The organism is Dietzia sp. WMMA184 (assembly GCF_002441635.1).
Classification (GTDB): Bacteria; Actinomycetota; Actinomycetes; order Mycobacteriales; family Mycobacteriaceae; genus Dietzia; species Dietzia kunjamensis.
This window is the reverse complement of the sequence record NZ_NXEI01000001.1, coordinates 2,392,240-2,404,277: the sequence shown is the minus strand read 5'-3', so window position 1 is coordinate 2,404,277 and position 12,038 is coordinate 2,392,240. Positions and strand designations below refer to the sequence as shown.

Here is a 12,038-nt window from a genome sequence, read left to right as displayed (position 1 = left end):
TCGCGATGACACCGGGCTCAGTGGGACGAGAGCGGGCGCCAGTACCGGTGACGGCGGTAAGATCGTCCATCAAAAGCTCCCGTCAGTTCTCTTCCGGACACGCTCACCCTGCAGGTTGAAGGCTCACCACTCGTGAAGCCCAGACCGACCGCCGCTCCTTGACGAGCGGACCGCTCTGGCTGAATGTAGCTCATGCGGGCAGCTCCTGCTAACGCAGCTCGTCCGAAAAGAGAACTTTAGTGTGCCATCCGACGGTCGCGTGTCGCCCGGGCGCCTCACGAACTGGCCTCACCGCAGGCTGTGAGTGGAGCCTAGGGGATTCGAACCCCTGACATCTGCCTTGCAAAGGCAGCGCTCTACCAACTGAGCTAAGGCCCCGTACTTCCAAGGATAAACGCCGGACCGCATCGAGCGGATCCGGCGTCTGCCTGGCGGAGTGGGCCTAGGAGGACTTGAACCTCCGACCTCCAAATTATCAGTTTGGCGCTCTAACCACCTGAGCTATAGGCCCTCGTACCGAAAAGTTAATCTACCCGACGTGCGCGCCACCGCCCAAATCGGCGCCCTCCGCCGTGCGCCGCGGGCACCGTCAGTACCGGGGATCGGCGAGCGTGACCTGCACGCCGCCGCTGGTCAGGCCGGCCGCGAGGTTGTAGATGAACACCGCGAGCGTGGCCAGGATCGACAGCAGGAGGACGTTGAGCAGTCCCACTCCCCCGCTGTAGAGGAAGATCGTCGACGGCCCGATCACGGCTGCCGACTCGTCGCCCGCCACGCCGGACAACAGGCCCCCGAGCCGGTCCCACACGCCCATACCGGACAGCAGCAGGTACGTCACCCCGATGGCCACCATCCACACCAGGTAGAGGGCGAACATCAGGCCCAGCACGGTGGTGAAGGCCGACCACGGGTCGATCCGGCGCAGCACCAGGACCGACTCCATGGGCCCCCGGCGCTCGGTGGGCGGGACGATCGGTGCGGCGCGCCCGGCCGCGCCCCCCGAGTACGCCTTGGAGACGCCCCCGTTCGCGCCCTCGGCGCGGTTCTGGGTGGCCGCCGGAAAGGCGGTGGTGGCCGACGTGCCGGAGTGGTCGGTGCCGGCCCCCGACCCGCCGTAACCGGGCGCCGGGGACGACCCCCCGTGCGCGGGGCCGTCGGTGACCGCGTCGGACATCTCGGTCGGGTCGGTCCGGTCGGCTGGATCGGTCGGCTCGGTCATCGCCTACTCCTCCTTGGCGGACTCGGCAGCGGACCGGTCCTCGTCGTCGGGCTCGTCGGCGTTGCGGGCGATGGCCAGAAGCGAGTCACCCTCGGCGAGGTTCATCAGCCGCACGCCCTTGGTCTGCCGGCCCGCCTTGCGGACCTGCTTGGCGAACGTGCGGATGACGCCACCGCTGGAGGTGATGGCGTAGAGCTCGTCCTGCAACTCCACGATCGTCGCACCGACGAGCTTCCCGCGCTTGGGGTCGAACATGAGCGTGAGCACGCCCTTGCCGCCCCGGCCCTGGGCCGTGTACTCGCTCAGGGCGGTGCGCTTGGAGTAGCCGCGTTCGGTGGCCACCAGGAGGAAGTACTTCTCCTGGTCCGAGGACTCGGCTCGCACGACGGACATGCTCAGCAGGGCGTCGCCGTCGTTGAACCGCATGCCCATCACGCCGGAGGTCGCGCGGCCCATCGGGCGGAGCGTGTCGTCGTTGGCGTGGAACCGGATCGACTGGCCCTTCTCCGAGACCAGCAGCAGGTCGTCGTCGGGTCCGGCCAGTGCCGCCCCGACCAGCTCGTCCCCGTCACGCAGGTTCACGGCGATCAGGCCGCCGGAGCGCGGCGAGTCGTAGTCCTCGAGCCGGGACTTCTTGACCAGTCCGTTGCGGGTGGCCAGTACCAGGTACGGCGCGTCCTGGTAGCCCTTGATCCGGATGACGCCGGCGATGCGCTCCTCAGGCTGGAACGCCAGCAGGTTGGCCACGTGCTGACCTCTGGCGGTGCGGTTCGCCTCGGGCAGCTCGTAGGCCTTGATCCGGTAGACGCGGCCCTTGGTGGTGAAGAACAGCAGCCAGTCGTGGGTGGAGGAGACGAAGAAGTGCCGGACGATGTCGTCCTGCTTGAGCTCGGCGCCGCGCACACCCTTGCCGCCGCGCTTCTGGGCGCGGTACAGATCGGTGCGGGTCCGCTTGGCGTAACCGGTCTCGGTGATGGTGACGACGACGTCCTCGCGGGCGATCAGATCCTCGTCTGTGACGTCCCCGTCCGCCGGGATGATCCTGGTCCGGCGGTCGTCCCCGTACTTCTCGACGATCTCGCGGAGCTCGTCGGCGACGATCGCACGCTGCCGATCGGGCTTGGCGAGGATGTCCTTGTAATCTGCGATCTCGTCCTCGATCGCGGCGAGCTGATCGATGATCTTCTGCCGCTCGAGCGCCGCGAGGCGCCGCAGCTGCATGTCGAGGATGGCCTGCGCCTGGTCGTCGTCGATGTCCAGCAGGTCCTTGAGGCCCTGCCGCGCGATGTCCACGGTCTCCGAGGCGCGGATCAGAGCGATGACCTCGTCCAGCGCGTCGAGCGCCTTGACCAAGCCGCGCAGGATGTGGGCCCGCTTCTCCGCCTCGTCCAGCAGGTACTGGGTCCGCCGGACGATGACCTCGATCTGGTGCGTGACGTACAACCGCACGAGGTGGTTGATGGCGAGGGTCCGGGGAACACCGTCCACGATCGACAACATGTTCGCGCCGAAGGACGTCTGAAGCTGCGAGTGCTTGTAGAGGTTGTTGAGCACGACCTTGGCCACTGCGTCACGCTTGAGTGTGACCACGATGCGAAGGCCGACCCGGTCCGAGGACTCGTCGTCGATCTTCGAGATGCCGGCGATCTTGCCGTCACGCAGCTGCTCGGCGATCGACAGGATCATGTTGTCCGGGTTGACCTCGTAGGGCAGCTCCGTGATGACGATGACCGTCCGGTTGCCCTCCTCCTCGATGGAGGTCTTGCCCCGCATGCGGATCGAACCGCGGCCGGTCGTGTAGGCGTCCCTGATCCCCTGCTCGCCCACGATGAAGCCGTGGGTGGGGAAGTCGGGACCCTTGATCCGATCCATGCACGCCGCGAGGGTCTCCTCCTCGTCGGCGTCAGGGTTGTCCAGACACCAGTAGATCGCCTCGGCGACCTCGCGCAGGTTGTGCGGCGGCATCTTGGTGGCCATTCCGACCGCGATGCCGCTGGAGCCGTTGACCAGCAGATTGGGGATTCGCGACGGGAGGACTACCGGTTCGGACGTCTTGCCGTCGTAGTTGGGCTGGAAATCGACCGTGTTCTTGTCGATGTCCCGGACCATCTCCATGGCCAACGGGGTCATCTTGCACTCGGTGTAGCGCATGGCGGCGGCGCCGTCGTTGCCGCGCGAGCCGAAGTTCCCCTGGCCGTCGACCATCGGATAACGCATCGCCCACGGCTGGGCGAGGCGCACCAGGGTGTCGTAGATCGCCGAGTCGCCGTGGGGGTGATAGTTACCCATGGTGTCGGCGACGGGCTTGGCCGACTTCACGTAGCTGCGCTCGGGCCGGTAGCCGTTGTCCCACATCGCGTAGAGGATCCGGCGGTGGACGGGCTTGAGCCCGTCCCGTACGTCAGGTAGCGCTCGTCCGACGATGACGCTCATCGAATAGTCGATGTAGCTTTTCTGCATCTCCGCCTGGATGTCGACCGGCTCGATCCGGTCGTGACCCCCGGCTTCGGGCGGCAACGTCGTGTCCGTCATGGGCTCCTCTTCTGTCGCGCTCGAAACGCCACCACGAGGGCACGCTCCGACCTCGCCAGTCTATAGGTCCAGCGAAAACACGGGCACGGGCACGCGGGGGGTCGGCGACTCGGAGGCCTCCCGGGGGACGAGTGACCCGATCGGGGGACGCCAGACCCGGCGCGTTCGCGCCCGGCCCGTAGGCCGCTAGCGACGTGGTCTCAATGGTCAGGCGTCCCGCGCTCTACCTCGCACTGATTCAATTTTTACTGATGAGAACGTACGTCGCCAGACGATCGTGCCACCGCCGGAGGTAGGCACCGCCTGAAAATCAGCCGTATTCTCCGTGTGCCACCAGCCGTGGCTGGTGCGCTCAGGGTGCGGACGTACATCTCCGCTACGAGACCACGTCGTTTGACCCCGGGATCACGCAGGCCGCGGCCGCGGTGACCAACTTCGGGCCCGCCGTGCAGTATCTACGTGACCACCTCGCCGGGCTGCCCGCCACGAACGACTGCGCAACGCTCCACGTCGTTCGGGCCACCCGGGACACGAAGGGGGGCGTCCGCCGAGTTCGGCGGACGCCCCCCTTTTTCCCGTGTCTGTCCGGCGACGGTGTCAGACGTCGAGGAACCGCACATCTCGTGCGTTGCGGGTGATGAAGTTGCGGCGGGCGTCCACGTCCTCGCCCATGAGGATCGAGAACAGTTCGTCCGCCGCGGCGGCGTCGTCGAGGGTGACCTGGCGGAGCGTGCGGATCGCGGGGTCCATCGTGGTCTCCCACAGCTCCTTGGGGTTCATCTCGCCGAGACCCTTGTAGCGCTGGATGCCGTCGTCGACGTTGATCTTGCGCTTGTTCTCGAGGCCGATCTTGAGCAGTTCGTCCCGCTCGCGGTCCGTGTAGGCGAAGTCCGGCTCGCCCTTGCCCCACTTGAGCTTGTAGAGCGGCGGCTGCGCCAGGTAGACGTACCCGTTCTCCACCAGCGGCTTCATGAACCGGAAGATGAGCGTCAGCAGCAGCGTGGAGATGTGCTGACCATCCACGTCGGCATCCGCCATCAGCACGATCTTGTGATAGCGCAGCTTGTCGATGTCGAACTCTTCGTGAATGCCGGTTCCCAGCGCCGTGATGATGGCCTGGACCTCGGCGTTCTTGAGGACCTTGTCGATCCGCGACTTCTCGACGTTGATGATCTTCCCGCGCAGCGGCAGGATCGCCTGGAACATCGAGTCCCGACCGGACTTGGCCGAGCCGCCGGCGGAGTCGCCCTCCACGATGTACAGTTCGGACTTCGCCGGATCCTTGGAGCGGCAGTCGGCGAGCTTGCCGGGCAGCCCGCCGATGTCGGTGGCCGACTTGCGACGCACCATCTCGCGAGCCTTGCGGGCTGCGACGCGGGCCTGGCTCGAGGCGATCGCCTTGTTGATGATGACCTTGGCCTCGGCGGGGTTGGCCTCGAACCAGTGCCCGACGTGCTCCGACACCTGTCGCTGGACGAAGCCCTTGACCTCGGTGTTGCCGAGCTTGGTCTTGGTCTGACCCTCGAACTGCGGATCCGAGATCTTCGCGGAGAGCACGGCCGCCAGGCCCTCGCGGATGTCATCTCCCGTGAGGTTGGGGTCCTTCTCCTTGATGAGCTTCTTCTCGCGCGCGTACTTGTTGACCAGGGAGGTCAGCGCGGCGCGGAAGCCCTCCTCGTGGGTGCCGCCCTCATGGGTGTTGATGGTGTTGGCGAAGGTGTGGACGGACTCGGAGTAACCGGAGTTCCACTGCATGGCGACCTCGACCTCGTGGCCGGGCCCCTTGCCCTCGAAGTAGAGGATCGTCGGGTGGATCGAGGTCTTGGACTTGTTGATCGCCGTGACGTAGTCCTTCAGACCGTCCGGGTAGTGGAAGGTGCGCTTACGCTCGCGGACCTTGACCGGCTCGACGGGCGTCACCTCGACGGCGTCGGCTGCCTGCGCGCCCTCGGCGAACGCCTGCTCCGCATCCACCGCGTGGGCGAGATCCGACCCCTCGTCGGAACCGGGCGCCGCCTCCGAGCCGCTGCCCTCGCTGTCCGCGATCGCGTCCAGCTCGGCGGCCTTCTCGGCACGCGGTCGCCGGTCCGTGAGCGTGATGGTGAGTCCCTTGTTGAGGAACGCCATCTCCTGGAGGCGGCGTGCCACCACGTCGAAGTCGTACTCGGTGCTCTCGAAGATCGTCGGATCCGCCCAGAACCGGACCCTGGTCCCGGTACCCTCGGCGGGGCCGGCGTCGACCAGCTCTGCCGGGACCGCCATGTCGAAGTCCTGCTTCCACAGGCGCCCGTCGCGCTTGATCTGGACCTCGACCCGGGTGGACAGCGCGTTGACCACGGAGATGCCGACCCCGTGCAGACCACCGGACACCGCATAGGAGTCCGAGTCGAACTTGCCGCCCGCGTGCAGCTGGGTCATGACGACCTGGACGGTGGGCATGCCCTGCTCGTGCATCTCCACGGGGATGCCCCGGCCGTCGTCGATGACCTCGACGCCGCCGTCCTCCAGCAACGTGACCTTGACGCCGGTCGCGTGACCCGCCATCGCCTCGTCGATGGAGTTGTCGACGACCTCCCAGATCAGGTGGTGCAGTCCCCGCGGTCCGGTGGAGCCGATGTACATACCCGGCCGCATCCGGACGGCCTCGAGCCCTTCGAGAACGGTGATCGATGATGCACCGTATTCCTTGGGCCCGCTGTTGTTGGCCTTGCTCTTGGCGTCCGCCACGTGCGAACTCCTCGCGTCTCGGGGGTCTGGGACCGGCCCAGTCTACCTGCGACAACCGTCACGCGGGCCACGGGCACGCCCGGCCGTCACCCGTATGTGTCACGGGGGCCGCGACCGGACACGTGCAGGGGCCCCTTGCGCCAGCTCGGTTTCTCCGGCCCCTCCACCTTGAGACGACGGACATGACCCGGCCCCATGGCGGCCGCGATCTTGCGGAGGATGTCGGCGGACATGAGCCGCAGCTGCGTGGCCCATGCGGTACTCGCCGCACGGACGTACAGGATTCCCTCCTCGAGGCGCTCCGGGGTGGCGTGCGCCGAGACGTCCTCCCCGACGATCCGGTCCCACTCCGCGAACAGACGCCCGGTGGTGACCTTGTCGTCCCAACCCCGTTTCTTGGCGACCTGGCCCACGAGTTTGCCGAGGGGCTGTGGGTCCCACGGGTCGGCACCGGATCCGGTCCACCCGCGCTTGCGCAGCCGCTTGCCCGCCCCCACCGGGCCGGTCCGACCCCGGCCGACCTGCTTGCCCTCCGCCCGGGCCCGGGCGCGGGCCTCCTCGAGGGCCTGCTTGGCGACGTCATAACCGCGTTGTGGCGGGTCAGACGGTGTTACGGAGTCCTTGCCGGTTCGGTCCGTCACGGTGTTGCCCTGCTTCCGGTATCGGTGTTGTCGTCGTCGTCCCCGCCACTGTCCGCGTCGCTGACCCCATCCTCCCCGCCGGCGTGCTCGCGGGCGTCCGCACCGTCATGCTGGCGTCGTGACACCGTCATCGCCGAGTGACGATCCGCTCCCTCGCCCGTCATCACGACGTCATGACGGACCCCGCGCAGCGAGCCCGGCACGTCCTCGCCCACTGCGGCCGTGATGAGGACCTGTTCGACACCGGCCGCGACGTCGGCCAGCGCGGCCCGGCGGTGCCGGTCGAGTTCGGCGAAAACGTCGTCCAGGAGAAGGACCGGTTCCGCCCCGTCGGCACGGAACAGCTCGAGCGATCCCAGTCGCAGCGCCAGGGCGAACGACCACGTCTCACCGTGACTCGCGAACCCCTTCGCCGGCTCGTCGCCGAGACTCAGGATCAGGTCGTCGCGGTGCGGTCCGACGAGTGACATCCCGCGGTCGATCTCGTCGCGACGCCGCCGCCCGAGCTCGGCGAGCAACACGGCCTCGACGAGTTCCGGATCCGTCAGCTCCGACTCGTCGGGCGCGTCCGCCACGCGGAAGCGATAGGTGAGATCGGCGGGACGGGACTCGGGGGCCAGACCCCGATAGGCGTCGACGACGAGGGGCCGCAACTGACGGAGGAGGGCGATCCGACCGGCCACCACGCGTGCTCCGAGTTCGGCCAACCGCCCGTCCCACACGTCGAGGGTGTCCAGCACGGTCGCGGAGTCCTCGGGGCCCCCACGCCGCAGTGCACCGGAGGCCGACTTGAGCAGGGCGGTCCGCTGGCGCAGCACCGAGGAGTACTCGCTGAGGTCACCACCCAGTGCCGGGCGCCGCTGGATCATGAGCTCATCGAGAAGCCGGCGACGTTCGGCCGGCTCACCACGGACGAGCGCCAGGTCCTCCGGCGCGAACAGCACCGACTGGACCACCCCGAGGACGTCGGACAGTCGTCGGCACGGGGAGGTGTTGAGTCGCGCCCGGTTGGCCTTGCCGGAGTTGAGCGCGAGTTCGACGGTCAATTCACGTCCCGCGTTGTGTGCGAGTGCGCCCACCAGTGCGGTTCCGGCACCGGTCCTGATCATCGGCGCGTCGGTCGCCACGCGGTGGGACCGCAGGCTGGCGAGGACCCCGACCGCCTCGAGAACGTTGGTCTTGCCGTGCCCGTTGCGTCCGACCAGGGTGGTGACCCCGGGCTCGAGCTCGAGTTCGAGCAGGGGCCAGGAGCGGAAATCGAGGAGCCTGAGATGACGCAGGTGCATACCGGATCGGTTCCGGGGCGGGGCCTCAGCCCGGCAGGCGCACGGGCATGAGCAAGTAGGTGTGGTCGGAATCCACCGGCTGGATCGCGCCGTCCGCGCCGGGCTCCGGGAGGGTCTCGGGTGCCGGACGCAGCACGGCCGGCCGGCTTGCCTGGGTGAACCCGAAGGCGACGCGGCCTGCGTGGACACTGCCGAGACCGTCGAGTAGGTAGCCCGGGTTGAACGCGATGGTCAGCGGCTCGCCGACGAAGTCCACCGGAAGGGTCTCGTTGGCCTGGGCGGCGTCATCGCCTCCGGCCGACAGTGCGAGCTCACCTTCCGAGAACGCCATTCGCACCTGCACGCCGCGGTCGGCGACGAGCGCGACCCGCTTGATCGCCTGGACGAGCGAGTCCACCTCGACGATCGCGAGTGAGGTGTGCTGCGGCGGGAGCAGCTGGCGGACCTTGGGGAATTCCGCGTCGAGAAGGCGGGTGGTGGTCCGCTGACCGGACACCAGCACACCCAGAATGCCCTCGGCGCCCACATCGGAGCCGGCTCCCAGGCTCAGATCCACGCGACCGCCGTGGCCGGCGGAACGGGTGACCTCGGACAGTGCCTTGGCCGGGATGAGCACCTCGACCGCGACATCCTCGCGGGCCGGCTCCCAGTCGAACTCCCGGATGGCGAGACGGAACCGGTCGGTCGCGATGAGCGTGACGCGGGTGCCCTCGATCTCCATCCGGATGCCGGTGAGCATCGGCAGGGTGTCGTCCTTGCCCGCTGCGACGACGACCTGGGACACGGCCTCGGAGAACGCGTCGACCTCGGCGGAACCGGTGACCTCCGGCATCGCCGGCAGCTGCGGGTAATCCTCGACCGGCATGGTCGGGAGCGTGAACTTCGCGGTACCGCAGGAGATGTACATCTTCTGGGCGGTGACGACGACCTCGACCGGACGGTCCGGCAGGGCACGGGCGATGTCCGCCAGGAGTCGGCCGGACACCAGCGTGCTGCCGGGCTCGGAGACCTCGGCCGGCACGGATACCTGCGCCGAGGTCTCGTAGTCGAACCCGGAGATCGTCAGTCCCGAATCGGCCTCGAGCAGCACCCCGCCGAGGATCGGGACCGAGGGACGCGAGGGCAGCGTGCGTGCCACCCAGGCCACGGAATCCGCGAAGTCCTCGCGGGTGACGCGGAACGTCGGATCCGTGATCTCCATCGATGACCTCTTTCAGGCGGGGGTGGATACCGGGATCCGGTATCTGGACGATTGGTCGGTTCAAGCTCGTATTGGTTCAAGCTCGTATTGCACGTTTCCGCCGCTGGGGGCGGAGCGTCTCCATGAGAGTAACCGCTCGGACCGACAGCGGACACACGGACTCGGCGTAACCGGGTCAAGCAGGCTCGCCGCTCCACATCCCTACTTCTAACAAGAACTATCTAGAGAGATAAGAGGTAGTAGTAGGTCCTGTGAAATTGTGAGCCGAGGCCTGTAATCACAGGTCTGTGACGATTTCGTCGTGTGGACGCAACCGTGCGATCTTGTGATTTGCCTCCCGACCCCGGTGGAATCACAAGAGTCCGTCCACCGTCTGTCCACCGTCGGTCCACAAGACTCCACAGGGTTGTCCACAGCTGTGAAGGGTGTGACAAAGGGTGTGTGGGGGTCCCGGATGTGTCGTACGGCGTGTCCTGATGCGTGTGGAATGACCCGTGTGAGGCCCTCGAATCAGACGAAGTGTGCGCGACCCGACAGCGAGACCCGGGAGTCCCACGGTTCGTCTTCCGTCGGGCGGGGTCTTTCTCGCGAATCGGGGCGGGTATCCGTTCGGGGCGGAACGCCGGACTCGGCAGAGGGCCGCACAGGGCCTGTTACGACCTCTCGCAGCCGTCCTGGGTCCGCGCACCCGGGCGTGCGGACGCCGTCGGGCGCCGATCTGTTGCTGTCGCCGTCGCCGACCGTCATCTGCGTCGCGTTCGGTGTCGGCAGAGGGCCGGCCGGAGACGCGGGGCGTCGGTGGACGTCCGCGGGGGCGAGAACAAGCGGGGCCGGGCACAAGCGGCGGCGCGAGCGCACAGCGTGGGTGAGTTCCGGCGTGGAGCTCAGAGGGACCGCGAACGCTCCTTGATCCGGGCCGTCAGCTCCTGGATCTGGTCGTACGTGCGCCGGTCGTCCTTGATCTCCTTGAGGATCTTGCGCTGGGCGTACATGACCGTCGTGTGGTCCTTGCCACCGAAGGTGACGCCGATCTTGGGAAGCGACAGATCGGTCAGCTCGCGACACAGGTACATGGCGATCTGGCGGGCCCGCGACAACGACCGGGTCTTGGAGGTGCCGCACAGTTCGTCGATGCTCGTGGAGAAGAACTCCGCGGTCACCGCCATGATGGTCGCGGCCGAGATTTGTAGGGAGTCGTCGTCCGAGACGACATCACGGAGCACGACCTCCGCGAGCGGCACATCGATCTCGTGGCCGTTGAGGGAGGCGAACGCCACCACCCGGATGAGAGCTCCCTCGAGCTCACGGATGTTGCGCTGGACCCGCGTCGCGATGAGCTCGAGGACGTCCCTCGGGACCACGTAGTTCTCGGACTTGGCCTTCTTGTCGATGATCGCGATACGCGTCTCCAGCTCGGGCGGCTGGATGTCGGTGATCAGACCCCACTCGAAGCGGGTGCGCAGGCGGTCCTCCAGCGGCTGCAGTTGCTTGGGTGGCCGGTCGGACGAGATCACGATCTGCTTCTGCGCGTTGTGGATCGTGTTGAAGGTGTGGAAGAACTCCTCCTGGACCTGTTCCTTGCCGATGAGGAACTGGATGTCGTCCACCAGGAGGATGTCCGCCTCGCGGTACCGCTTCTTGAACATGTTCTGGCGGCCGTCGCGGACGGAGTTGATGAAGTCGTTGGTGAACTCCTCGGTCGAGACGTACTTGACCTTCTGTTCGGAGTACATCCGCAGGGAGTAGTGCCCGATCGCGTGGAGCAGGTGGGTCTTGCCCAGACCGGACTCGCCCCAGATGAACAGCGGGTTGTACGCACGGGCCGGTGCCTCGGCGACAGCCAGTGCGGCGGCCCGGGCGAAGCGGTTCGAGTTGCCCTGGACGAAGGCGCTGAACGTGTAGCGCTCGTTCAACCCGGGCGCGGACGCGGCGGACAACGCCTCGTCGCGGTCGCTGCCGTGGAGGAGGCGCTCGGCGGCGATCTGCTCCTCGGTCATCCGCCGGGGGCGGGTCGTGGCGGGCGGATGCTCGTCCTCCGCGCCGGGGCCGTGGATGTCCTCCGCGTCGATGGCCGGGTGGTCGGCGTCGTCCGTCGGTAGTTGAGCCCCGGCGAGTGACGTGTCCACCTTGACGGCCAGATCGATCGGCTCCCCGAGCTGCGAGCTCAGTGCGCGCGTGATGGGACCGCGGAGGATGGACTCGATGTTGTCGCGGGCGAAGGCCGACGGGGCGGCGAGCATCGCGAAACCGTTGACCACGGCGATCGGCTGGACGAGCCGGAGCCACGCCTGCTGCTGGCGCGACAGGGCCGGATTGTCGTCACTGGCCAGTTCCGGATCAGTCAGCTTGTCGAGGACGGCACTCCACACGTGTTCGAGTTCAGGAGACACGGTGGGCGGTCTCCTCTCGTCGGGTGTCGGGCGTTGCTGGTG

General features: G+C 67.4%; 7 protein-coding genes and 2 tRNA genes. All 9 read right to left on the bottom strand.

Annotated elements, in window-relative coordinates; all coding sequences use genetic code 11:
• Positions 1-305: 305 nt before the first annotated feature.
• Positions 306-378, bottom strand: a tRNA-Ala gene (locus tag CK206_RS10975).
• A gap of 59 nt (positions 379-437) precedes the next feature.
• Positions 438-511, bottom strand: a tRNA-Ile gene (locus tag CK206_RS10970).
• A 78-nt stretch (positions 512-589) separates the two neighbouring features.
• Positions 590-1,219 (bottom strand): DUF3566 domain-containing protein, encoded by a 630-nt coding sequence (locus tag CK206_RS10965; RefSeq protein ID WP_096906424.1) that lies wholly within the window; start codon positions 1,217-1,219, stop codon positions 590-592.
• Positions 1,220-1,222: 3 nt separating this feature from the next.
• Positions 1,223-3,751 (bottom strand): DNA gyrase subunit A, encoded by a 2,529-nt coding sequence (gene gyrA, locus CK206_RS10960; RefSeq protein ID WP_096906423.1) that lies wholly within the window; start codon positions 3,749-3,751, stop codon positions 1,223-1,225.
• Between the two features lie 597 nt (positions 3,752-4,348).
• Positions 4,349-6,478, bottom strand: coding sequence for a DNA topoisomerase (ATP-hydrolyzing) subunit B (gene gyrB / locus CK206_RS10955; RefSeq protein WP_096906422.1), 2,130 nt, complete (start codon positions 6,476-6,478; stop codon positions 4,349-4,351).
• Between the two features lie 86 nt (positions 6,479-6,564).
• Complete coding sequence (locus CK206_RS10950) at positions 6,565-7,119, bottom strand: DciA family protein (RefSeq protein WP_067720203.1); 555 nt, start codon at positions 7,117-7,119, stop codon at positions 6,565-6,567.
• On the bottom strand, positions 7,116-8,405 hold the full coding sequence (gene recF, locus CK206_RS10945) for a DNA replication/repair protein RecF (RefSeq protein WP_096906421.1): 1,290 nt from the start codon (positions 8,403-8,405) through the stop codon (positions 7,116-7,118). Before recF ends, CK206_RS10950 begins: the two co-directional genes overlap by 4 nt.
• Positions 8,406-8,430: 25 nt before the next feature.
• The gene (dnaN, locus tag CK206_RS10940; protein ID WP_096906420.1) at positions 8,431-9,606 is read right to left on the bottom strand and encodes a DNA polymerase III subunit beta; all 1,176 of its coding nucleotides are present in this window, start codon (positions 9,604-9,606) and stop codon (positions 8,431-8,433) included.
• Between the two features lie 884 nt (positions 9,607-10,490).
• A complete protein-coding gene (dnaA, locus tag CK206_RS10935; protein ID WP_067720197.1) occupies positions 10,491-11,996 on the bottom strand; it encodes a chromosomal replication initiator protein DnaA in 1,506 nt (501 codons plus the stop codon).
• Between the last annotated feature and the right edge of the window lie 42 nt (positions 11,997-12,038).